This is a genomic window from Paenibacillus luteus (assembly GCF_006542765.1).
In the GTDB taxonomy this organism is placed as follows: domain Bacteria; phylum Bacillota; class Bacilli; order Paenibacillales; family Paenibacillaceae; genus Pristimantibacillus; species Pristimantibacillus luteus.
In genome coordinates this window covers 1-23,962 of the sequence record NZ_SKCD01000052.1, presented here as the reverse complement: position 1 = coordinate 23,962, position 23,962 = coordinate 1, and the positions used below count along the sequence as shown (strand labels likewise).

The 23,962-nt window shown below is 41.5% G+C and carries 20 protein-coding genes and 2 pseudogenes; 19 read left to right on the top strand and 3 right to left on the bottom strand.

Annotation, left to right across the window (positions count from 1 at the left end; genetic code table 11):
- The 6 genes from E0496_RS28465 to E0496_RS28440 form a co-directional block, all read left to right on the top strand.
- A partial coding sequence (locus tag E0496_RS28465; RefSeq protein ID WP_141505224.1) for a carbohydrate ABC transporter permease occupies positions 1-602 on the top strand: 602 nt, incomplete at its 5' end.
- Between the two features lie 27 nt (positions 603-629).
- Positions 630-3,725: a glycosyl hydrolase gene (locus tag E0496_RS28460; RefSeq protein ID WP_141505223.1), complete on the top strand. Its 3,096-nt coding sequence runs from the start codon at positions 630-632 to the stop codon at positions 3,723-3,725.
- 20 nt (positions 3,726-3,745) lie between these two features.
- Entirely contained in the window at positions 3,746-6,376 is a 2,631-nt protein-coding gene (locus tag E0496_RS28455; RefSeq protein WP_206669897.1) for an alpha-L-rhamnosidase, read from the top strand.
- A 491-nt stretch (positions 6,377-6,867) separates the two neighbouring features.
- The gene (locus tag E0496_RS28450) at positions 6,868-7,149 is read left to right on the top strand and encodes a hypothetical protein (protein ID WP_206669896.1); all 282 of its coding nucleotides are present in this window, start codon (positions 6,868-6,870) and stop codon (positions 7,147-7,149) included.
- Between the two features lie 494 nt (positions 7,150-7,643).
- Positions 7,644-8,336, top strand: coding sequence for a hypothetical protein (locus tag E0496_RS28445; RefSeq protein WP_141505220.1), 693 nt, complete (start codon positions 7,644-7,646; stop codon positions 8,334-8,336).
- A complete protein-coding gene (locus E0496_RS28440) occupies positions 8,333-8,710 on the top strand; it encodes a hypothetical protein (RefSeq protein WP_141505219.1) in 378 nt (125 codons plus the stop codon). The genes E0496_RS28445 and E0496_RS28440 overlap by 4 nt, the downstream gene beginning before the upstream one ends.
- A 6-nt stretch (positions 8,711-8,716) precedes the next feature.
- On the opposite strand, the pseudogene E0496_RS28435 reads toward E0496_RS28440, so the two are convergent.
- Positions 8,717-9,015: pseudogene (locus E0496_RS28435) on the bottom strand (transposase); the annotation flags it as partial.
- Positions 9,016-9,065: 50 nt separating this feature from the next.
- On the opposite strand from E0496_RS28435, the pseudogene E0496_RS28430 reads away from it, so the two are divergent.
- The 10 genes and pseudogenes from E0496_RS28430 (at position 9,066) to E0496_RS28385 (ending at position 18,262) form a co-directional block, all read left to right on the top strand.
- Positions 9,066-10,201, top strand: a pseudogene (locus E0496_RS28430) (IS3 family transposase).
- A gap of 642 nt (positions 10,202-10,843) precedes the next feature.
- Positions 10,844-11,329, top strand: coding sequence for a CDI toxin immunity protein (locus E0496_RS28425; protein WP_141505218.1), 486 nt, complete (start codon positions 10,844-10,846; stop codon positions 11,327-11,329).
- An 81-nt stretch (positions 11,330-11,410) separates the two neighbouring features.
- A complete protein-coding gene (locus E0496_RS28420) occupies positions 11,411-11,773 on the top strand; it encodes a hypothetical protein (RefSeq protein ID WP_141505217.1) in 363 nt (120 codons plus the stop codon).
- 310 nt (positions 11,774-12,083) lie between these two features.
- On the top strand, positions 12,084-12,446 hold the full coding sequence (locus E0496_RS37090; RefSeq protein ID WP_338325885.1) for a VOC family protein: 363 nt from the start codon (positions 12,084-12,086) through the stop codon (positions 12,444-12,446).
- A 268-nt stretch (positions 12,447-12,714) separates the two neighbouring features.
- Entirely contained in the window at positions 12,715-13,812 is a 1,098-nt protein-coding gene (locus E0496_RS28410) for a helix-turn-helix transcriptional regulator (protein WP_161601622.1), read from the top strand.
- 904 nt (positions 13,813-14,716) lie between these two features.
- Positions 14,717-15,427, top strand: coding sequence for a YHYH domain-containing protein (locus tag E0496_RS28400; RefSeq protein WP_141505214.1), 711 nt, complete (start codon positions 14,717-14,719; stop codon positions 15,425-15,427).
- Between the two features lie 132 nt (positions 15,428-15,559).
- Positions 15,560-15,781 (top strand): HTH domain-containing protein, encoded by a 222-nt coding sequence (locus E0496_RS36725; protein WP_241675027.1) that lies wholly within the window; start codon positions 15,560-15,562, stop codon positions 15,779-15,781.
- A gap of 163 nt (positions 15,782-15,944) precedes the next feature.
- Positions 15,945-16,463 (top strand): hypothetical protein, encoded by a 519-nt coding sequence (locus E0496_RS28390; protein WP_141505213.1) that lies wholly within the window; start codon positions 15,945-15,947, stop codon positions 16,461-16,463.
- 712 nt (positions 16,464-17,175) lie between these two features.
- Entirely contained in the window at positions 17,176-17,334 is a 159-nt protein-coding gene (locus E0496_RS35740) for a hypothetical protein (protein WP_161601621.1), read from the top strand.
- Between the two features lie 16 nt (positions 17,335-17,350).
- Entirely contained in the window at positions 17,351-18,262 is a 912-nt protein-coding gene (locus tag E0496_RS28385; protein ID WP_338325884.1) for an ankyrin repeat domain-containing protein, read from the top strand.
- A gap of 354 nt (positions 18,263-18,616) precedes the next feature.
- On the opposite strand, the gene E0496_RS28380 is transcribed toward E0496_RS28385, so the two are convergent.
- Positions 18,617-19,126 (bottom strand): hypothetical protein, encoded by a 510-nt coding sequence (locus E0496_RS28380; protein WP_141505211.1) that lies wholly within the window; start codon positions 19,124-19,126, stop codon positions 18,617-18,619.
- Between the two features lie 286 nt (positions 19,127-19,412).
- Between E0496_RS28380 and E0496_RS28375 the strand changes: the two genes are divergently transcribed.
- On the top strand, positions 19,413-19,973 hold the full coding sequence (locus E0496_RS28375; protein WP_141505210.1) for a hypothetical protein: 561 nt from the start codon (positions 19,413-19,415) through the stop codon (positions 19,971-19,973).
- Between the two features lie 474 nt (positions 19,974-20,447).
- Positions 20,448-21,035, top strand: coding sequence for a hypothetical protein (locus tag E0496_RS35940; protein ID WP_141505209.1), 588 nt, complete (start codon positions 20,448-20,450; stop codon positions 21,033-21,035).
- Here the strand turns inward: E0496_RS35940 and E0496_RS37300 are convergent.
- Positions 20,932-21,216, bottom strand: coding sequence for a putative phage abortive infection protein (locus tag E0496_RS37300; RefSeq protein ID WP_206669895.1), 285 nt, complete (start codon positions 21,214-21,216; stop codon positions 20,932-20,934). The two genes, E0496_RS35940 and E0496_RS37300, sit on opposite strands and share 104 nt — an antisense overlap.
- Before the next feature lie 120 nt (positions 21,217-21,336).
- Between E0496_RS37300 and E0496_RS28360 the strand changes: the two genes are divergently transcribed.
- Positions 21,337-22,878 carry a P-loop NTPase fold protein gene (locus tag E0496_RS28360; RefSeq protein ID WP_206669894.1) on the top strand — a complete coding sequence of 514 codons (1,542 nt, stop codon included), beginning with the start codon at positions 21,337-21,339 and terminating at the stop codon, positions 22,876-22,878.
- Positions 22,879-23,962 lie beyond the last annotated feature (1,084 nt).

The following is a 23,962-nucleotide window of genomic DNA, read 5'->3' as shown; positions in this document are numbered from 1 at the left end:
TAGCTGCTTATCCTTTGTCTAAATCGAATTTGAAATTTCGTTCTAGAACGATTTATTCCTGGTATTTTGTTGTCACTATGATCTTTAACGGAGGGTTGATTCCGACCTTTATGGTCGTCAAAGAGACTGGACTTATGGATTCCATTTGGGCGCTCGTTATTCCATCTGCCGTCAATGTGTTCAATATCGTGCTCATGCTCAACTTCTTCCGTACGCAGCCGATTGAACTGGAGGAATCGGCTCAAATGGACGGAGCTGGCGTATGGCGAACGCTATGGAGCATCTATTTGCCGATCTCAAAGCCTTCCTTGGCAACGATCGCATTGTTTACCATTATTTTTCATTGGAATTCCTGGTTTGATGGCATGATTTATATGAATTCGCCTTCCAACTATCCGTTGCAAACGTATTTAAGGACAGTCATTGTCGCTAGAGATCTAACCAATATGAATGCGAGCGATCTGTCTGTAATTGCCAATATTTCCAATCGGACCGTGCTTGCGGCACAGCTGTTTGTCTCCATGCTGCCGGTTCTCTGTATTTATCCTTTCCTTCAAAAATATTTTGTTAAAGGTCTTGTTCTCGGAAGCGTAAAAGGCTAGCCAATTTTGCAGCGATAGAGGTGTAGGATGAAACGGGATGAATTGAAAGCATCATTCCAGAATCCGGGTATCGATTACCGATCGGTACCTTTCTGGGCATGGAACGATGAGCTGAAGCAGGATGAACTGGACCGTCAGATTGAGGGTTTTCAAGCGCAGGGGATGGGCGGCTTTATGATGCACGTCCGAGAGGGACTTGAGACGCCTTACCTCAGTGAGACGTTCATGGATCGTGTGAAAGGGAGCGTCGCCAAAGCGAAGGCAACCGGCATTAAGGCATGGCTGTATGATGAGGACCGCTATTCCTCAGGTATGGGAGGAGGGATGGTTCCGCGGCTTGGTGGTGATGCTGTGCGAGCTAAGGCGCTAGTGCTGCATATTTGCCGTGAGTATCGTCTAGGCGCTGACCTCCGTTTTGTTTATAGAGCTGTCATAAATGGTAATCATCTTCACTCGTTGATACAGTTATCCCTAGATGAGCAAAGCGAACCACTTCATGAAGGGAACGAGATTTATCTAGTGTTCGAGCAGCGGATTGCTGCCAAAAATGACTGGTGCCATGGCGATACTTATACCGATTTGATGAATCCCGAAACGACGCGCTTGTTTATTGAGACCAATTATGAGCCCTATCGCCGAGCAGTTGGTGAAGAGTTTGGCACGACGATTCCTGGCATTTTCACGGATGAGCCAACGGTAAAAGGCTTTTCAGAGCGCTTGACAAATACTGAGCTGACCTGGATGGCCTGGAGTGAAGTGATGGAGCAATCCTTTGAGCAACGACGGGGATATCCGATAGGCCAACTGCTTCCTTACCTTTTTTTTCAAGGAGAGAGCGCCGCGCAGATCAGACATGATTATTGGCTTACAATAACGGAAACGTTCAGCGAATCGTTTACAAAGCAAATTGGCGATTGGTGCACAGAGCAGGGCATCCAGTTCACAGGGCATTTCCATTCAGAGAGCAGTCTAATCGGTTCTACCTTAAATAGCGGCGCGGTCATGCCGCATTATAGGTATCTGGACATTCCCGGTGTTGATACGTTATGCGAGCAAACCAATGAGCATCTTACGATGAAGCAGGTATCAAGCGTCGCTAATCAGCTAGGGAAAAAGAGAGTCATTACGGAAACTTATGGCGTGACGGGGTGGGATCTCACCTTTGAGACGCGCAGATGGATTGGTGATTGGCAATTTGCACTGGGTGTTAATGTATTGACGCATCATTTATCCTGGTATTCGCTGCGCGGCTGCCGAAAGCGCGATTATCCGCCATCCTTTAACTATCATACGAACTGGTGGGAGTATAACCGCGGCATGGAGGATTATTATGCCAGATTAAGCGCTGTGCTGAGTGAAGGCAGGCTTACTCGTAATGTATTAGTTATTCATCCTGCTACATCGGTGTGGACGAGGCTTGGGCATGATGTGAAGATAGAAGCATGGAAGAATAGTGGAGGCAACGAGCAAGAGCTTCAAAATTATGATCGGGAATTCAATGCATTCGTAAATCGGCTCGTTGAGCTGCACTATGATTACGATCTTGGCGATGAGCTAATAATGAAGGATTTCGGCAAGGTGGTTGGTGACAGCATCGTTGTAGGCGACTGTGGGTACAGCTATGTCGTACTGCCGTCGTTAATGAATTTATTATCTTCTACAGTTGAACTGCTGCTTGCGTTTATGGATATTGGAGGAAAGGTAGTTTCCTATAGGGAACAGCCTTCGCTAATAGATGGCAAAAAGTCAGATAAGCTGGCTAGACTACTGCGGCATGAGCAATTTACTAAGGTTGCGGATTTGAAGGAACTGGAGCGGCTGCTCAGCAATGAAACGAAACGTTCTATTCGTATTCAGGAGCAGCTTGGATCGGAAGCTACAACCTTTATTCATATGCATCGTACCTTTGAGGAACAATCGATTGCTTTTATCGTCAATAACGATCGTGAAAGAGGCTTTGAGGTTCAAATTGAACTAGAAGGCGGCAGCTACTTGCAGGAGTGGGATGCTTGGACAGGCAAAGTCAAGACGATAAAAACTGATGCGACAGAGCACGGAGTAAGCTTTCGAGCTTCTTTTGGCCCCGCTGATTCTAAGCTGTATATTTTATATACGGAACAGCCTGAGGAGGATGCTGGGCAGATAAAGGCGCTCCCAGTCGGCAAGTCGGAAATTCATTTGGAGCAAATGGGCTTCGAGCGCACAACGCCAAATGTGTTGATATTAGATCAATGTCAGTATCGCTTCGGAGATGAGCATTGGTCAGAGACAATGGAAGTCTGGAGAGCACAGCGGCTAATCCGGGAAAAGCTCGGGATGCGGCAGGTATTTCATTCCGGAAATTTGCAGCGCTATTTCTGGATTCATGAGCCGCATCCTGGAAATGGGACGCCAGTCTCGCTTCGGTTTACCTTTTTTGTAACCGATTTGCCAAGCAACGATGTGTTTTTTGTGTTCGAGGATGCGGAGCGATTTAGCTTTAATCTGAACGGCAATGAGGTGCGCATAGAACCTGAGGGCTATTATTTGGACGTTAGCATGAAGAAGCTTAGGCTGCCCGCTCTTTTAGAAGGGGTAAATACCATTGACGTTCAAATTTCATATCAGAATGATATGGAGCTTGAGAATGGATATCTCATCGGAGACTTTGCTGTACAAGAGCGTAGGAAGCTGATCAAGGAGCCATTAAAACTAGTCTATGGAGATTGGCGTAGTCAAGGCTACCCTTATTATTGTGGGAGCATGAAATACCTTTATGAGATAGAATGTCAGCCGGAACATCATACAGGTAACAGACTGGAGCTTGGTCATTATGAGGCTGTTCTGCTTGATGTGAAGGTGAATGAGACTGAAGGAAAAACGATTCCTTGGCGAGGAGAAGCGTTCGTAGAGCTTGATAACATACTGAACCCTGGCTTGAACGCCATAGTCATCGAAGTCGTGGGCAGTCCGCGCAATTTATTTGGCCCACTCCATCAGGCCGATTCCCAGCCAAGCTGGATGGATTGGTGGTCTTTCCATCCAGAGGAGGGTGATTATACGCCGGAGTATCGCGGCAAGCCCTATGGGCTTATGGAAACGCCAAAGCTGAAGTATGATTTAAAGAAATCATTAGGAGAGTGAGTCTCATTCGACCTATTCACTTGCAAATTAAAAATTATGATTCTCCCCTAGCGATTGATACGGACTGTCCAATCTTTGCTTGGCAGTTGGAGAGCGAGAATCGCGGAGAACGGCAAACAAGCTACCGAATTTTGGTTGCTGAAACGGAAGAGGCATTAGCAGAGGAAGCGGAATTATGCTGGGATAGCGGAAAAGTGAGTTCCTCCGAGCAATTGAATATACGTTACTCGGGGAAACTGCTCCATAGCCTTACCGTTTATTACTGGAAAGTAGCCGTTTGGAATCAGGCGGACAAGCAGGTATGGAGCGAACAGCAGTTGCTGCTAACAGGCTATCTGCATGACACGGAATGGAAAGCAAAGTGGATCGGCAGCGGAAGAAAGCAGCCCTTTTATGCCCGGCATGAATTTCAAGTAATAAAGCCGGTCAAACGGACTTATGCTGTCGTGTCTGGTTTGGGCCATTTTAATCTGTTTATGAACGGCAGTAAAGTAGGTAACCATGAAATGGACCCTGGTTGGACGAATTATCACAAGTCTGTGCAATATGTGTGCTTTGATGTAACGGATTACATTTGCTCGGGAACCAATGTCATTGGATTGTCAGTAGGCAATGGCTTCTATGCGGGAGATGCAGGCGGAAGGCATTTCTATACGATAGGGAAAGGTTATGAATCATTCGGAGAGAACCTGCTCGCCATTGGTGAATGGCATATCGAATATGTGGACGGCACCAAAGCGATCATCCTCACGGATACGGACCATTGGAGTGTTAGAGATAGCGCAACGACGCTTGCGAATGTGTACGGTTCTGAAAATTTCGATGCAAGACGTTACCCTGTTGGCTGGTATAATGCGCCGTTTGATGCTGCAAAATGGGAACAGGCAGTGGTGTTGGCAGCTCCAACAGGCAGAATGGTTCGCCAAAATCAACCTCCGATAACCGTGCGAAAAATATATGATACCATCGGAATTGAGGAGCCGCTTGATCAGGTCTATGTTTATGATCTTGGTCAAAACATGTCCGGCATGTTTGAGATTCATGTGAGCGGGCCGGCCGGCAGCAAAGTGACAATTAAGCCAGGTGAGCTGCGGAATAAGGATAATACGGTTGCAACGCCATGGGATATTGTTACTTTCTCCGAATACATCCTTGCTGGAACAGGTGATATCGAGGTGTGGAAGCCTGATTTTTCTTGTTACGGAGCCAGATGGGTACAAATCGAAGGCTGCACGCGTGATGGAGAAGACCCTGCTAAGCCTGTTATACACGATGTCAAAGGTTATTTTGTCACATCTGCCGCAAAAAATGTTGGCGAGTTGGAGGCAGATGATCAGCGGATCACACAGCTTGCTAAAATTATTATGAAAGCAATCGAGAGTAATTTGCAGAGCGTGCATTCGGATTGTCCGACTATCGAGAAGCTTGGCTGGGTAGAGACGGCAAGCTTGATGGGACCCTCCATTATGTATGTTAAGCAGGTAGAGGAGCTCTGGCTGAAAATTACGCGCGATATGATGGAGGCTCAGACAGAGGAGGGGCTCATTCCTGATATTGCTCCTGGATATTCGAGGTTTGAGGAAGGGTTTCGTGATTCTATCGCATGGGGAAGCGCGCTCATCTTCGTACCGGAGCTGCTATTGGAGACTTATGGAAACAGGACAGCTTTAGTTGAGGCGTACCCGGCTATGAAGGCCTATATGGCTTATTTGCATACCAAAGAAATTCATGGTGGATTCATTGGACATGGGTTAGGAGATTGGGGTATTGCGCCGCAGACTGGTGGCGATTATGTTGAAAATGTAGAAACCGCCTTCTATTACGAAGCTTTCCGTTTGATGGCAAAGTATGCTCTAATGCTGGGATATAGCGAGGAACATGCGTATTATGAGGATGAGAAGAATCGAATTAAACAACTTTATAATGAACGGCTGCTTAGGCAAGTGCCTGGAGAGACTCGGTACGCCTATTGCAAGCTGAGCGGTGAGCATGACCTTGAGAACCAGGTCATGCAGGCGATGCCGCTTTATTTTGGCATGGTGCCGGAGGAGCAGCTCTCAGATATTGAGCGCGCTTTGCTTCAGGCGGCAGCTAGTCATCAATTGCGTTCGGGAGAGATCGGCCTTCGTTTTCTATTTGGCGCATTAGCCAAAATAAATCGAAATGATATCGTTTTCGATATGATGATGCAGCCGGAACATCCGAGCTATATCCGATTTGTGGAGCAAGGCGAGACGGCGTTGCCGGAATTTTGGACAGATGATTCTAGGTCACGCAATCATGATATGATGGGCCATATCTTAGAGTGGCTATATAAGCATATGCTTGGTGTTTCATCCATAACGGACGCCTATAAAGAAATTGGGATTGCTCCAATTTGTACAGAAAAGGTGCGCTCTGTGCGAGGAAGCTATCATTCCGTAAGAGGCATAATTCAAGTTGATTTCTCACAGGGGCAAGATGGCGTGAGATTGCAGGTAAGCTTGCCACCGAATACATCAGGACAGGTTAAGATTCCGCTTGCTGTTGCTAATGCCAAGGTATTCGAGGCTGGGCAGGAAACGGAGTTTGAGAATGTATGGGAGAATGGCCAGCCTTATGGGGTCATTAAAATCAGCTCTGGTAATTATACTTTCTATACCTCAGAATAGTATGAAGGATGATTCCATGATAATGTTTTTCCCTTAAAGTCAAAAACCTACAGGTTCAGGACAGGACTCTCCACTCCTATCTATACTTTTGCACTCTTTTTGAGTGTAGGCCACCTTTCCAGGTGGCTTTTTTTATTGCTCATGAATTGTCTTGTCTGCTAAAGGCTATGGTATAGGGAGCCATTTAATTAAACTTTAATAAGAACGAGTAAGAGAAGGTAGTACGATACTGAAGCATGGTACTAGAAAATGACGGTACTATTCCTAATTTATAGCTGTGATATACTTTGAAAGGAGGAAAACCTTGGGGCAATCATTCGATTAAATTCAATAATTTAAATAGCATAAATTCAATATAAAATGAGGTGATTCTGATAAAGAAACTAATTTTATTTGTAATAATAATTGTAGTGAGCATTATACTTATTGAAAGTATGAGGGTAATTTTAAATCCATTAACTCGATCAGAAGACACAATAAGAGAAAAAATGTTGACTCAAATTCCATTGGGAACCCATATGTACGAAGCTATCCATTTTGCAAAGAAAAAGAAAGGGTGGTCAGATATCAAAATAGATGATGCACATGGTTATCCAAGTAACGTGGATTTTGGGACATTTGTAGGTGAAAAACACTTTTCGGTACATGCAGGAGATTATCGTAGTATTTTGAATTTATATTTTTTTGTAGCAGATGTAAGAATATATTTTGGTTTTAACGAAAACTCCGAATTAATTGATATTCGTGTTAGAAAAGAGATAGATTCGCTTTAAATGAGACGAGAAACCAACCACAGTGCGACAATTCAAATATGGATACATGTGAGTGTAGAAAACCATAGTGTCTGATGACAAGAATATGAGCTGATTAATTGCCGCATAAATCGTGTTGTTATATCGGTAAATATTCTTGGTCATATGGCAAATCGAAATCTTTGGAAAAATCCATAAATTACGTACTTCGAACTAAGTACAGGTAGGTGCTTTATAGAAGCTCAAGCAAAGCGATAACGTCCTATCAATATGATCCAGGTAGGACAAAACCTTTCTTGACTAAACGTATCGAAGATGAAACGAAACCAGCTGATATTGATTACGAAGAGTTGTAAATTTTTCGTCATCATTACATCTCTCATAAGAAAAGTTGCTAAGCTTAAATTGTCGGGGTTTTCGGAATAAAGAGTAAGTAATAATTAACATGAGAGGTTGAATGTATGACAAGGATATTTAAATTTAGTTTCTATTTTATGCTGTCGGCGGTCATTGTTGTGGTAATTATAGTAGGGATATCCAGATTGATAACTAGTAATTATAGTGAAGAAGAAATGGTATATATGAAAAAGGCAGAAGAATTGATGGAGAATGCACTTCACGAAGAAATAACAGTTACTGATATGTACAATGTGAAAATATATGGAGGACCCGTTGTAGTGGAGGGATATATAGACAGATTTAAAGAAATTTTTTTTTCAATTTCAACTGATAAGGATTTAACTGGTTTTCAAAATATCTCAACACTTTACTATGCCATATTAAATGAAGATGCTGAAAAGATCCTTTCGCCCATTATACAGCAATTTTTTGGACAAAACGCTAGTTCTAATCCGACAGTAAATGTAGGTAATGTTTCAATGAAAGACCAGTATCTGAGTTACAACGAACTACTCTCTAGCAATCAGGCACAGTTATCTTATTCAATTAGAGTCACTGCTCAAAGTCAGGTGGAGGAGAACGACATTACAAATGAAGCTAATAGGCTCTTTGAATTACTGAATGAATTAAAATCAAAACATTATGTAATGCGAAGCGTCCGGATTCAAAACCTTAATATAGATATAACTTTTGATGTAGATGAATATTTTGAAAATATTTCTCTATCTGAGGGAGAATTTAATATTGATACAGTAGAAGCAGAGTTTGAGCGAAGACTAAAAAATAATAGAGAGAAGGACGTTCAATGAGCGTAAAAGACTTCACCTCTGGGTACTTGAGCAGCATGATCTATAGAACAGAAGTAGGGATACCCTTGAAAATGGATACGGAAGTTGATGATCCCCTTCGGACTAACTGGAAATGGAAAATTGTTGGGCTTTTAGACGATAACACTAACAGTGTTTTTTTTGGGGCCGCTTTTCAAGAAGTGGATCCTTCGGGGGAAGCAACGGACAATATTGTTATTTCCATTCGTGGCATAGATAATCCCTATCAAGTTGATATTGGAAATATGAAAACGTGGAATAATATTATTCCATTTATAAATGAGGTCATTAAAAGTAATTTTTTAGGCGTAGCATTTGGGAAAGGCGACGTTCAATTACAACTGGCGGTTCCTTAGGGTCTGTCAAACATTTTGTGTAAACTCTCTAAATGCCTTCTCCTCGAGGGGGGATCTATCGTAATTACTGCCAATACGATCCGGAAAGAAAACGGAAAGTTGCAGCAACATTTGACCCCAATTTTGTACACGACCCGTTCATTTACGTGTGACATCCATTGTTACTAGATAAGCATTTTTAGTAAGGATTCGTCCGTTGGAAAGATACTTTTACCTTTCGTTGCCTTACGTAATTGACGATGGTAACTTTCAATAATGTTAGTGGTATAGATAATTTTACGGATCTCTGCAGGGTATTTGAAGAAGTATAATGCTACATAGAAACTAGACAGCGAAAAAGGAGTATCTTAGTTGTATGAAACCTACACGAAGGAATTTCACTCCCGAAGAAAAAGCGCGTCTAGTGCTGGAAATATTGAAAGAAGAAAAGTCGGTCTCCCAGTTGGCTGCTGAGCATGGTATTCATGCGAATGTCCTCACCAGGTGGAAAAGTGAAGCGGTTCAAAACCTCTCGCAATTGTTCGTGGATGATCGAAAAGGCATCACGAAAATGAAACAGGAATACGAACAGCAGATCGACGAACTCTACGCTGAGGTGGGGAAACTCACCACGCAATTGTCGTGGATCAAAAAAAAATCTGGCCTCTAATTGGTCGCGTGAAGAACGACTTGCACTTCTGGAATGGCAGGATCGCGAGCTGGCGATTGCCCTGCATGCCGATCTCCTCAGCCTGAATCGAAGCTCCCTTTACTACCAACCGGTCCCTCCCTCCCCGGAGGAGATACGCCTCAAGCGCCGGATCGATGAACTGTATACCGAGCACCCGTTTCTGGGGTACAAAAAGATTGCTGCGATTATGAATCGGGAAGGCGATCAGATTCACAAAAACACCGTTCGGCGCTATATGCGAGAGATGGGGATCATGGCCATCTATCCCGGCCCGAATCTGAGTAAGCGAGACCTGCAGCACCGGATCTATCCCTATTTGCTGCGCAAGCTTAACATTACGGAGCCGAATCAGGTGTGGTCGGTTGACATTACCTACATCCGAATGAAGCACGGGTGGATGTATCTGTTTGCCGTCATCGACTGGTATTCTCGATTCATCATCGATTGGCAGGTGGATCAAACGCTGGAGATTGGCTTTGTGCTGGAGACGATGAAACGAGCACTGTCGCTTCAAAGGCCTCACGTCGTCAACAGCGTTTACCAGCCCTAAGTACATTGAGCTGCTCAAGGAACACGAGGTGCTGGTCAGCATGGACGGCAAGGGCCGCGCGACGGATAACATTGCTATTGAGCGCTTCTGGCGTAGTCTGAAGTACAATGAAATCTATCTTCAGGATTACCAGAGCCCCAGAGAAACCAGGCAAGGGATCGAACGCTACATTCACTTGCACAATCGGTATCTGCCGCATCAATCGCTTCATAACCATACACCTGAGGCGGTATACACCCGGGCTGTTCTACTTCCATCCACAAGTGAATAACCAGGGGCTCCCGCGCCTTCGCTTGGGCTTTGTCCTCCACCAGTGGACATCGCTATGCGGGATGCCCTAGTCCCAAAACTTCCAATTCTATTGCTTTCCCAAGTGGAGGCAACAGAACGATAGAACAAACCTTGTGCATCTTTTCACACCTTAAGATTTTAAAATAACTGTCTTGACATCTTGTAGCACCATAATTTGAGATTGGATGTAAACGAGAAACACTTGTCTCTTTAATTGGGTAAAGATACGAGACTGAAATTCGATCTAACTGCATTGTAATTAAAACGGAAACACTATGGTTTTGGATTAATGAGGAAGAAATAGTATATCAAATACGCGCATTTAACGGTTTTTATGGAAAGTTTGACGGAAAAATAGGCATTGGAGAGACACTCAAGGATGTTGAAAGTCATTTTGGTAAATGTATTCACGAAGACTATGTCTATCTGATCACCTGCATACCCGGGATTTGTTTCGAATTAAAAGACGTAAACGATTTAGATGATGAGTGCACCAATCGAATCAATCTATGTGATTGCTGCAAACTTAAGGCGAACTATCGGATAACGATATTTGAACAAACAAGGAGTACTTTGCTGAGGCAGTTGCTCCTTTTAAAAAATTCATTGTGAGGTACTAAAAGTGGATGAGGTAAAAGAAAGAAAGTGGAGACTTGAACAGTTGCTTAACAAACAGAAGAAGAAAGAAGTTGTTGGATTTGGAGTATTGTTTGACGAATGTATCGAGGGACTAGGGACTGGAACGGTTATATTATCAGAAGATAAAAGTAAAGAGATGTATCAATTCATTGAGAAAACTTATCCATTCACTTCTTGGGCTCGAATAGATTGGGAAAAAATTGAAGCCAAAATTAAAATAGAAAATATAATTGAGATTATACCACAGATTAACCAAGTACTCGGAGAGGGTGATGAAGAAGTATTCGTTCTCTGGAGTACTGGAAGTCAACCTGTTTTGAAGTCCCATCTTCGCATAGTATTAGACGCTATTGATGAGGTATTGGCGGTTGGTGCAGACACGTTCGTTTTTTCTCCTTTCAGGTTTGTCATAGAATTTCATCATGAAGGAGAAGTGATACTCGGTTTTGAGAACCAGACACTATCCTAAGCTAAAGGGCAGTATACTGCGATGATCCCTCGAATAAACAGTTAAAGAAAATTAGTATGTTGTTAGCAAGGGGACAATTCCATGGGTGTTAATCCAAAGGGCAAACGAAAGTTGGAGTTTAGCGGCAGGATTTATTATTGGAATGTCGAACAAGATGCTGAAGATTATGGACGAATCAATCTTAGTATCGTTTCAGAAGATAAGAAGCTTATTGTATCTTATCATGTAGGACAATCTAACAATGATACGCGACCATTTATAGTGGTAAAGGGTATCGAGTTTGGAGGGTTGGAAAATCATTCTCGCAAAGGTTGGGTAAGAATACAAACTCCAATTTGGAATGATAACATCGTTACACCAAGTTTAGTGAGGACAATTATCGAATGGTGCTTGTTTCGGAAAGATCAACTCACTTTTGTTGATTGGGAAGGTAATCTAATTTAGATTCAAATAATAGCCGAGTCGGCTGTCTTGAGGTGAACATATTGTTTTGGGGATTATAGCATGGGGGAAAGCTTTGATACTATATGTGTCTGGTTTCATCGTGAATTAAGTTTGTCTTTTCATTCAAGATGGTGGTTAAGCTCTTTTAGTATGGTTTCTATATTTATTTAGCGCCTTGGAAATAGTTTTCAGTTCCGATCACCAAACCATTCTGGTACTCCCCGGCGTCATATTCTCGTTATTGTTTTTTTGCGATCACGGAAAAAAAGGCGTCGGTACTGAACTATCGGGAAACTAGAGCTGAAAAAAGATATGGAGAGTACATATTAAAATCAGAGAAACAGGAATAATTCTGTTTTGTGAGGATTACGATTCGGTACTAAAATTTTACTCTGAAAAAATTGGCCTGAACATACGTCAGTTTGGCGAAGGTTTATCCATTTTAGATTTTGGTGGTAGTTATCTCATGATAGAAAGTAAGGGCATTGCTTCGAATAGAGAAAAAACTAGAGCAGAAAACCCCATAGTCATTCGATTCAATGTGAATAATTTTGATTCTGCTGTCTCTGAGTTGAAGGCACGAGGGGTAAAGGTCGATGTGAAAAAGTTTGACTGGGGTATTATTGGGATTGTAATTGATCCTGAAGGTAATCGAATTGAAATAAAGGATTGAGCATAGCTCCTACGGATATGACCTTAACCTAACGGGCAGGTTAATGGAAATGATTTGTAGAAAAAACCTATAAATGAAAGCGACAAAAGTAGTGTAGGTCGGGTGGATTCTAGATCTCGCATGATTTTCAATCTGGACAATTCTACCGTCAGTTGAATAAAGCGGATGTGACAATTCAACCAACGCTTGATAGAATCACGTTTGCGGAAATGCTATGCTGTTTTCGACGGTGCGCACTGTACATTTTGTTTTTTTCGGAGGTAATAGGATGCTCGACTTACGTAAAATTGGAGCTTATATTTCGAAGCTTCGCAAAGACCAGGATCTGACCCAATTGGAACTTGCAGATCAACTGAATGTAAGTCATCAAGCGGTATCGAAATGGGAACGGGGCGACTCGCTACCGGATATCGGAACGCTTCCGCAGCTTGCGAGGTTATTCGTCAAAACGGTAGACGACATTATTAATGCAGGAGAAAACGCAGAAAATCGGGAGCACCAGCACCTAGGAATGATCGTTGAGGAGATCGCAGAGAACAGGCCAGAACAAGTTGCAGAGATGGTTAATACCGGAGAGGTGGAGGTGGAAGAGCTTGTAGAAGTAGCGCCGTTTGTAAAGGCAAGCGTTCTGCATAAGGTTACTGAACGATTAGACATCAACGTCTTTAAGTTAGACATGATCATGAGGCTGGCTCCGTTCCTTGGAACAGATACATTGGATGAACTGGTTCGTCAGGCAGAAGAGGGCGAGATTGTGTGGAATGTCATTACCGGACTCGCTCCGTTCGTCAGCAGTGACACATTAAACCGACTGGTAGATAAATCGATTGACGGTTCCTTAGAAGTGCACAATCTTGTTGGAATTGCGCCGTTTCTTAGAAGAGAACATATAGATCGATTGGTACAACAAGCAGAAGAGGGCAGCTTGAGCTGGCATTCCGTTCAAGGGCTGGCACCCTTTATTAGCAGAGAGACATTAAGTCGTTTGGTAGACCGGGTTGTAGACGACACCATCGATGCGAACCGGATCGTAAGCCTCGCACCTTTCCTGGGTAGGGAACAGGTGGATCGGTTGGTACAACAAGCAGAAGAGGGCAGCTTGAGCTGGCATTCCGTTCAGGGGCTGGCACCCTTTATTAGCAGAGAGACATTAAGTCGTTTGGTAGACCGGGTTGTAGACGGCACCATCGATGCGAACCGGATCATAAGCCTCGCACCTTTTCTGGACAGGGAAAATCTTGAGAAGTTGATTGGTGGAGTCGAAGCAGAATATCTTAGCCCGGATCTGCTAGTAAGTCTTGCTCCTTTCGTCGATCAAGGGACATTGAGCAGAATGGGGACAAACATATTAAATAAAGTAAAGTAGACATGTTGTGGGTGAACCAAAGGATAAACGCCAGATTATTGATTTCTGAAATGGCTGAAAAATATGGTGTTCATGCTCACGGTTAGGAGGAATCATTTTTACGATCAGAACGTAGAGAGGAGCAGCGATAGGCTGCTCCTTTTCCTCGCGCACAAAATATAGGTTTTCGTACATATGTACTGTTAGGCGTTGAACTAACGGGACAAAATAGCTTTAATAATCACCACGATGCTGCTGCCAGTATTGAACGGCAGCATTGTTGGGCTAATGGGCAGGGTAACGTTAATAAGCAGATGTTTTAGAAGGAAATCCGTTGGCAGCTTAAGAATATGTCATACAGAGAGAGGTGAGATTTTTGTATTATTATATAAGCATCCATTCTGATGACTACTCAAAGAAACTAATGTCGAGGAAGTTGGAACATTACTTAATTAATAATCTAGGTTTTGATAAAATTAGTCATCTAACATTTCACAAAGAACTCTATGGAGAGCCAATCAAGGTAAGAGGTATTCCTGCTGATCTAGATGGAAGCTACGCAATTGAGACATTAGAGGGTATAGAGGAAGTAAACTTATTTGAAATAGATTTGCCGAGATCAATTAGTGATATATTAGAACTCGCCATAACATGAATTGCTATTGCAATTTCTAAAGAGTTCTCATGGATTATAGATGAGGACCATGGATTAAGCTAACGCGTCAATATAGATCCGAAATGCCTCTAAGCTATGATCAATACACAGAAGTAGGAAAAAGCTGTGGAACGCGCTTCTACTAATGGTTCCTAATGATTGTAAAAACAATTTCAAACAGAATGTAGGAATTAGATACTTTGTGCATCCAACATTAGGATTATATTGGTATAATTTGAAAGTATTATAACATGGGGGGTTACTAGGATTATGCGAAAGGTAATTAGTTTGATTTTGACGATCGGTCTCTTGGCAGTATTTATTTTGCCATCGATTTCGACGGCGCACTCGGGGCGTACAGATAGTAGTGGAGGACATAATTGTTCAGAAAAATCCATTGCTAAAGGACTTTGTACTGGGTATCACTATCACAATGGAGGAAGTTCTGGTTCCAGTAGTTCAGGATCTTCCAGCATAACCAAAGAGAAGATTATTAATAACGAATTTCCACCAGAAGCACATTGTACATTTGTAAAAGATGTGTATACAGACGCTGATACTTACTACAAATATTATAATCGTTTGTGGGATTGCAATCTGTATTCAGATGAGGGAACTATTTATACAAATATGGACAACGGATTAATTGTAAACAACAAAAGACAATTGTTGTCTTATACAAACAGTTTCATTGCAGTTAAAAACCAGAGCTATCTCTACGCTAGAGATTACGCAAAAGCATTTGGTCTAAATATTGAGGTGGATAAGAAAAATAACCTTACCCTTTCAAAAGAAGGAATCTCCATTAAAATTGATAAAGAAACAAATAAGATTTTTCTCAATGGTGAGTATACTAACCAGAAGGTAGTCAGGCTTTCAGGACTATCTTTCATTCCCTTCCGCTACGCAGTCAAATGGGTTGGAGGGAAAATAACATCGATCAATTATGATTTATCTGTGGAGTATGAATCAAAAAATTAGCAGTATATCCTAAATTAAACAAAAGAGAGGGGGAGCCAGTTAAACTGGTACCCATACACTGGACACTTTGAAAAAAGGGTTTAGCGTATGGGTACCTTTTTGTATACTAGAGAGAATAGTGAGGGCGAGCGTATGAGTAGAAAATACTTTAATCAACAGGAACAGAAACAGTTAGCGGACAATCCGCATGTCTTACGCGTCAGCGAAAAATCAATTACTTATGCAGATGAGTTCAAACGTCTGTTCATTGACCAGTACGTGCTAGGACGAACACCTAGGGAGATTTTTGAAACCAGTGGATTTCAAGTGGAGGTCCTCGGACTAAAGCGAATTGAACAATGTGCGGATCGTTGAAGAAAGGTTATGAAAAAGATGGAATCGTTGGACTTGCGGACCCGCGTAAAGAATCCGTTTTGCGTCCTTCAAAACGCACTTTATCTCCCGAGGAACGCACCGTTCCCGAGAAAAGTCATTGAAAGGGAGGTCAAACTCGGATGCTTGGGTGATAGGTGATAATGTGACCATTCAATTCGAATTCAAAGTTACTGGCTCCATAGACGAGGCACAGTTTGCATCTCATCGAAGGAAATTGTTTGAAGGTCATCGCGAAGTTGAAGTTTCGTGGAAAGAGATTGGTAAGTTTTTGCGAGAGTCTCAGACGGATTCAACTATGAGCTATCTTCTCGAACAATTTGCTGGCGTCATAATGGATCTTGAATCCCCGAAGCCTTCCTCTGGAATGCCAAAGCAGATCTTTAGCCGGCGTAAAGCAAGTTCCGAAGAGCCGTATTTCGTTTTAACGGGAAATGCGAGAATCCCTTATAAGATTGAATTTTTCCCTCCAGGAGAAGCATCTATAACTCTAACTAATGGGATAACTGGCCCGCAGCCAGCACGGAAATGGATTAATGATTACATACTACAAAGCAATAATCCCAGCATATATTTAGCAGAAAACAACTCTATTATTGATCGTTGTATAAATCCTGATAAACAGAAGCAAGAATGGAACCGATGGTACTTAGGAACTCAATAATGAATGATGTGTTTCAATTGATACGATAGTCGAGGTTTCAGATGATGAACGTAGAAGCAAGAAGCAAGGTATAGAGAAATGCGAAAAGAGGGAAGGTCTTGTGGTCCGCCAATCACCATAAAGGATATATCGTGGGAGACTATTGCAACAGAGGGGCACAAGTGGGCTGTACATCTATCCTGATTTTGAATTAGTTCTATACTCTAATGGAGTCTAGGGGTCTGTATTAGGCACTGAAAAGCATTGGTAAGCTTTGGTTTCTCGATGTATTCGTCTCCTCTTATAATTCCTTCTGATGCGTTCTCCATATCTGGAATTTCTTTTGTTTGATGAGTTGTGGGGAAGCATTCTCACACTTCCCCGCTATCCAATAGAAGATGCGACCTAGATCTTCAGTATTGGCAATTTTTCATATTCCTAAAATAGATAAGTTAAATTCAATAGGCTATTAAATATGAAAGGTTCTATCTAAATAATGTGGAAGATCGTGTAAAAATTTAAAGGTATATTGCCGATATGTAAGCATATTGGTGCAACTACTAATTGAATAATCGGGGATCTGCTACGTCATATGGAACTGCAGACGGTCTTGTGGGAAGAGAGGTGGCCGCACCCTTATTTTGTTGGTAACTCTCTTCTTAGAGGATAGTCATCATGTTCCAGATTGATAGAAATTTGAAATGATAGATTCCGAATTGAAGGGGAATAAAGAATGGACAAGCAGTTTATTGTATCCCAGATAAATGAAGAGAACCCTGATAAGTTAAAGATTCTGCTCGATCAAGGTTGGAATATGAATGAGAAGTTCCCCGACCAGTATGGGGGGGGACAGCACACCACTTCAGATGGCATTCGAGAGAAATCTTTTTAAGACGGTGTTTTTTTAAATTGACAACGGTGCTGAATTAAATGATCCTGAGTACCCATCCATTTGCCTCGCAATACGTTCAGGGAGAAAACCTCTCATTGAGCGAGTTTTAGCTGGAGGTGCGGACATCCATGCCATTGATAAGCGGGGAACAAACGCACTAGATGTAGCCCTGTATTCGGAAGATAAGGATATCGCGATTCGCTGTTTGCAAGACAACGGTTTTGATTTTCCTCGTTTCGGCGGCAGAGCATTAAGATCAGCGGCGTTCGTAGGAGATCTAGACATTGTGTCTTTTCTCGTACAGCTAGGAGCGAATATGAATTATCATGAATATGATCAAGTCCATACAGCCGGAGGAACACCTCTTCATCTCGCAGTCTTTGCGAAAAAGTTTGAAGTTGCTCGTTATCTGTTAGATGAAGGCGCGGATGTCACAATATCCGATGACTTGGGGTATCGTCCTTATCACTATGCAGTTGAACACGGACAGTCTGATTTAATAGAGAACATCAAAATAAGAGAGCCAGAGGAGTGGCATGACCAAACTTGGCAGATTGCTCGATTGAAGGAGAACCTGGTACCTGATGAGGTTATCGCTGATTTAATCCAATTAGATGGCGGAACAGTCTATCTAAGCGAGAGCTCCAGTGATTTCGTACGCTTTCCAACGCTTGCTGAGGTTCGGATAGCGCAATGGGAGGGCATATTATTTGTCGACTTATTAGCACAGGTTGAGAGTTTCGACAATACTGGCATGGTTGCTTGGCTACCAACAGAGCAGCGTTTTTGTACGATGGATTTAGAGCATCAATACTTTGCAGTAATGACGGATTTCACGTGGGAACAATTCATGGCCAACCCATCTGCGTACGTAGATCGAATTATAGAATGGGAGTATTTCGACCAATCTGATGATGATGAGGAATGATGATATTTTTTTGAATTCATAGAGGAGTATTGTGAGATCTAATAAAATTGCTAGAGGAGTACAATGCTGCTCTCCATTACTCACTAACGAACTTGATAGAACAAATGCAGTCTGCCAGAACGTCTGGCGGACTGCATTTAACAATCCCAAGCCCGCTGATATCAGAGTGCCCATCTTACCACAAAGGATGGAAAAAGCAGGGCATATCTAGTATTATTAAAAGCAAAAAAGGGACTGATATTTATTATCTTGTTAAACTAAACATAATACAAATGAAGGCCTTTATTAAAGGGCTTTTTTTATTGTTTTGAATTTAGAAACTACGAAGTGTAAGGAGTCATAAATCCAATAGAATTACTCCTTATCATTCTCAGGATTTAAATAGGACAACCATGTGTAAACATCTAACTTTCGTTCAGTTGCTTCCCAATCTGGTCCGATTTCTTGAATTTCAAATTTAGGATATACAGTTTCATCTAAACCATCCAAATATACGTGTTCAAAGCGATAAAAAACATCCAAGATTCCCGCATAATGATAATGTTTTAAAAGGGTCATTAACTCTTTTGGAGTAACACCAGCATTATTAATCTTTTGCACAATATCTTTAATATCTCTGGAACCTCTTGTTTCAAGGAGTTTGGCAGTTTCTTCTTGGTCCTCATCATAAGCATTCAGACTCTTTTTGAGGTAGCTTACAAGCCTAAACTCTACTAGTGCAGGATTATTATCTTCTATCTCAGCATTGACCATTCCTAAGAAATCAGTTTCATTTGGATCAATTTCTTTGATTTTTGAAATGAGATTATCAGCCTTTTCTTTGTTCTCTTTATCGAGGTTATCATACCAATTTTGTAAACTCATTCTATCCACCCTTTACAATATTTCTATTAAGACTACCTCAAAAATGATAGGCCATTGAAATATTATTTATGTTGATGCAAGGCAAGAACTTGAATAATATCAATGACACCATATCATAACTATAATTACTCATATAAAACATATATCGGTATTCTAGTTAACTATGTAAAGATACAATGCTAGATCAAGTTAATAAGTAAAATTATTATGCTATTCAAAAATTCCACCTACAATACCGATATTAATAGGGTATGGAAAATTATTGTAATCAAAGGGGAGTCTTAAAATGTCAAAATGGGAAAAAAAGAGCTTATACATCATTCTGTGCTTAGTCACGATGGTTGTATTTACAGGTTGTGGAAAGGAGAAATCCGAAGAGGAAAAATTAAAGGAACAGGTAGAGCAAGCATTCAAAGATGCGGGGATACAGCTGGATTCTTCGTCTCAGTCAGATGAAAAGCCTACGGTAGAATCGAAATTAAAGGAAATTAATAATTTCGTCATTGGGGATATTTGGAACGATGGGCTTGTTAATATCGGCCACTATGCCCACAGTGGAACCGACGCAACCGGACAAACCATGGATATTGACTTCATGAGCCAGCAACTTGGCAAGGCGATGGATAAGAAAGTAGAATACGATAAGTATATCCAGGGTATAGATTCAAAGTATGATGATGTGAAACAAATATGGATAAAGGTTTCAGGCGAGATCGATGTCTTGTTTAAAAAACTTCAAGATGATCCTCCGACAGCTAATGATGAAGATTACGAGTTTGATACCGGATTGTTTGGGCAATACAGTGATGCTTTTTCGGAGGCTGTAGACTTACTGAATCAAAAATAATAAGCATCGCTATTTAATTGTAGAATAGTAGAGTAAATTAATAAAACGTTTTCTAGACAAATGATAGAGAGTCCGGAAAAACCAACCCAGTTCTGCAAAGTTTCTAGGTTTGAGAAAAGCAATCTGACTTAGATAAACGAAAACAGCCGACTAGAACGATCGGCTGCTTTTTCTGTTATACAAATGTTAAGTACATATGTACGAAATACTTTTTAATCTCTGGTCTGAAATACAGGAACTTCATATTATGCTAACGTAAGTTGGTTGAGACTGTTACACACCGATGACCTTCAAGCCCAGTTCGGTTTCACAGTAGTGAGTTGTTATTTCTAAGTGCCGTCTAAAACATATCTGATGCTCTGTAATCGTCTGTGTAAGTCAATATATAAAGTATAGACCGCACTATACGTAACCCTTATAATGGAAGAGCTTTGTCCTCTTGAAGAATGCAGAATAAGGAGAATAGAATTTATTATGGAACGTCATCGTAAGCATAAACGAAGTCAAAATCAAGGGTTCGGTCTCGTTGTTTTTTTTATTGTATTCTTGTGGTTCTACTTACCAAGCGTCATTAATTGGATATCTCCTAGCTTAGAGAAAAGCGGGCAAACGGGGGATACATTCGGATCGGTAAACGCTTTGTTTTCGGGACTGGCCCTCGCTGGTATCGTCTATACGATTTGGTACCAGAAAAAAATTAGTAATCAGCAAAATTTCGAGAACAAGTTTTTTCAGTTGATCACATTGCACCATACTATCGTCTCGGGATCAGGTGAGCATGTAATCAACCTTTTCCAGCATATCAGCCGGCAAATCAAGGAAGGATATGAGGAGGAGCGTCGTGCGTTCGATGGACATTTTACTATTGAAGATTTAGTAAGGTTATATTTCAGGGTTATCAATATAATGATAAATGATTTCATGAATCGTGCTAGATTGCAAAAAAAGTCTCCTTCCCTTATTTTAGTACTTCCCGTAGATGTGGGTACTGCTCCTTTAGAATATTCGGTTCAACTACTTCGTCTGCCGAATCCATATTATGAAGCAAGAAATATGTGTTGATGTAATACTTAAACTTTTCCCCCTTTTCTGTCAATCCGTTATATGCAAGAAGAACGATTTCGTAGGACGACAATTGCGCCCGGAGAATTTGGATGTACGAATATTTATCTCCCTCGTCGATCTCTTCAGATTCATCAACGATCTTCACAATGTGATATAAATTCCGGAAATAATGAGCCATCACTGCATGATGCACTTTGTAATTTCGTGCAAATACCCTCCTAGAAAGCTTTATCCGTGTTACATTACCTTATACGGCGTTCATTCAATCGAGGAAGTTTCAGCACGTATTCTCCTCGGCTTGCGACAAAGTGTCTATTTAAAGCCGGGATTCGACCCACTAGAAATTGATAAAAATATGGATGTCCACAATTTGGTGCTATGTTTCGACGATCTGGAACGGGCAAATATGGATTATGGAGCTATCTTGGGTTATGTGAATCTGTACGTTGAGCATAAGCAGATTAAGACATTGTTTCTATGCAACGAGGAGCCAATCCTTAAAGATTCAGAGCGAAAAAAAAGCTATATAAGCAGTAAGGAAAAGGTCATTGGTAAGACGATTGAGTTTGAGCAGCAGCCGGAACAGGCGATCCAAGAAATGATTAAAAGTATTGGCAATGAGGAGTACCGAACGTTCTTAAGCAATCTTATCGATCAAATGATTGAGCTATTTATAATCGAAGAGAAGGGGAAGTCTGAAACGATTAATCTTCGCACCCTGAAGCATGCCATTTACGAATTTGAACGTTTGTACAAACATGGCGCGAAGATGTCCGAAGTTCTCAGTCAGCAAGGACTTTTGGAACGGATGCTGCTGGTCGTCGTACTGCTGACGAAGGAGATAAAGTCAAATGCGACAATTGCTTCAATAATTATGGAAAACGAGTCGATGACGATTGACCGTTTAAATGCGTCGATGAGGCCGATAGCGGAAGGGAAGCGGAATCTTGTTGGTGAGTTGGTCAAATACACTGCACATTCCTTGTTTCAAGGGGAGTTTCCGTACTTCAGATCAATCGGCATCTTTTTATTGACGGGTAACTTTAATGATGCAGAATTCTTAGACGATTTGAAATTTTTTCGTCGAGAGCATGAGACGAATTTAAGCAATGAACAACCTGCCCCCGAAAAGCTGCTCATGGATCAATATTGGAAGCTTTCAGACCAAGAGTTTAACGCTTCAATATTTATCGTACTACAAAACGTTGAAGCTGGGCGCTATAAACTAATGGAATATTTACATATTTACGATTATATTATCCATTTTAAAAAGAACGGGCTGCTTAATGAGAAATACGAGGAGGGCCTTCTGGCTAAGTTCAAGAAGGGTATAGATATTGCAATTAAATTAGTCGAAACCACAGGAGACAACAATCCATTGGACTTGATAAACAGTCGCTTCAGGTCGAGCGAATTATTCTCATACATCAAAGAACAATGGGAAAACAAGCAAAATCAAGAATACGAGCAATTGGCCAGCGAGATGTCTGCTCTGCTCAAAATAAACCCTAAACAGTTTGTGATGAAGCTCTACGAGTACCGGAGTAAACTGGATTTTCCACTTTTTCAATATATCGAGGCGGATGCATTCGTAGATGACTTATTTGCCTTGGATAATGGGATGTTAATGGAGGTTCGTAACGCCATTATCAACCGGTACGAAGCATCCAATATCGGTGACTATCTTCAAGGGGACCGGGTACCGCTAAATAACATTCTAAAAAATATCGAGTTCATGAACGAGAATACCCCCGCATCATCGTTATCCGGATATCTTCGAAAAGAGTTATATAAAGACTTGCTTAAGATTGTGGAAAAATTAACTCCTAAGCAACTTTGAAGTCTTCTGACATGTGGAGGAAAACTATGAGAAAATCAGGAGTGATGAAAAATGGGACTAAATAGATTACGTGAAACGAATCCGGATATGTTTAAGTCAGTCACCAAAGAACCTCTAACTTTGCAAGAGACTTTCGCATTTGAATATAAGTACAGCACAGGAGCAAAAAGTGAGAGAACTACCGTTTCAAGAATTTTTCCTCAATGACATTTGTAAAGATAGCGTAGGCCAGACAGGGCCAGATACTATTGATCTACATTTATTGGTAGGTACATGCCGTTCAACCCGAGCTATAGATTGGATAGAGTATATGGGTTCTCTTCACAAAATGACGAATTTTAAACATCGCCCGGAAACTTATCAAGACATATTAATTTCTCCACCGGATAATGATCTTCCTTCTGTTATCTACTTTAATGGACACTACTATATTGACGGTGGGGGGAACCATCGATTGACAATAGGGAAGTGTATGGGAATAACACGAGCGAAAGTCTACATAGAAAGTTATAAAGCTAAGCCATGACGTATTCAACAAGTAGTACTAACTCTTCCTCTTGATTTAGCTTCAAAAAAATAAATTATATAACGATGGTTCAGGAATTGTTATCGAATTTGAACTTTTAATCCATAAGCAACGAAGCGACTTAACATTATCTTGCGAAGCAATAATAGGCTCTTCCGATATGTTTTAAATTTTAAAATTCACATGTGTTAAAACGTTTCTTATTGAGCTCCCTCGGTACGATGCAGTTTTCTCACGAATACTCGCTTATTCGCAGGATTTCACCAGAAGATACATCGTAAGCCGGATAGAATGGGGCGAGAGCCGTCTAAATGGGCATCCGGCGAGCATACGGGAACAGAAGGGGCGAGTTTTCGCTCCTTTTTTATTGATCTGCTGCACGCTGCTCCACGCACCTCCGGAGGCTTTCACTCCCATTTCTCGACGGGTCTATGCCCTTTCATTCCTTCGTTACGCCTTTCCAGAGGGTGGAGGCCGGTAATCCTAACGGTACGGGTCTATGCCCTTTTGTTTAATGCAATCCGGTACTCCGTGCAATCTTGAAATCCTGCGAATAAG

Coding starts and splice junctions, on each gene's coding strand:
- E0496_RS28440 (WP_141505219.1), top strand. CDS start 8,333: ATGAGCGTAAAAGACTTCACCTCTGGGTACTTGAGCAGCATGATCTAT.
- E0496_RS28410 (WP_161601622.1), top strand. CDS start 12,715: ATGCTCGACTTACGTAAAATTGGAGCTTATATTTCGAAGCTTCGCAAA.
- E0496_RS28380 (WP_141505211.1), bottom strand. CDS start 19,126: ATGAGTTTACAAAATTGGTATGATAACCTCGATAAAGAGAACAAAGAA.
- E0496_RS28400 (WP_141505214.1), top strand. CDS start 14,717: ATGCGAAAGGTAATTAGTTTGATTTTGACGATCGGTCTCTTGGCAGTA.
- E0496_RS36725 (WP_241675027.1), top strand. CDS start 15,560: ATGAGTAGAAAATACTTTAATCAACAGGAACAGAAACAGTTAGCGGAC.
- E0496_RS35940 (WP_141505209.1), top strand. CDS start 20,448: ATGGAACGTCATCGTAAGCATAAACGAAGTCAAAATCAAGGGTTCGGT.
- E0496_RS28420 (WP_141505217.1), top strand. CDS start 11,411: ATGGGTGTTAATCCAAAGGGCAAACGAAAGTTGGAGTTTAGCGGCAGG.
- E0496_RS35740 (WP_161601621.1), top strand. CDS start 17,176: ATGGACAAGCAGTTTATTGTATCCCAGATAAATGAAGAGAACCCTGAT.
- E0496_RS28460 (WP_141505223.1), top strand. CDS start 630: ATGAAACGGGATGAATTGAAAGCATCATTCCAGAATCCGGGTATCGAT.
- E0496_RS28375 (WP_141505210.1), top strand. CDS start 19,413: ATGTCAAAATGGGAAAAAAAGAGCTTATACATCATTCTGTGCTTAGTC.
- E0496_RS37300 (WP_206669895.1), bottom strand. CDS start 21,216: ATGGCTCATTATTTCCGGAATTTATATCACATTGTGAAGATCGTTGAT.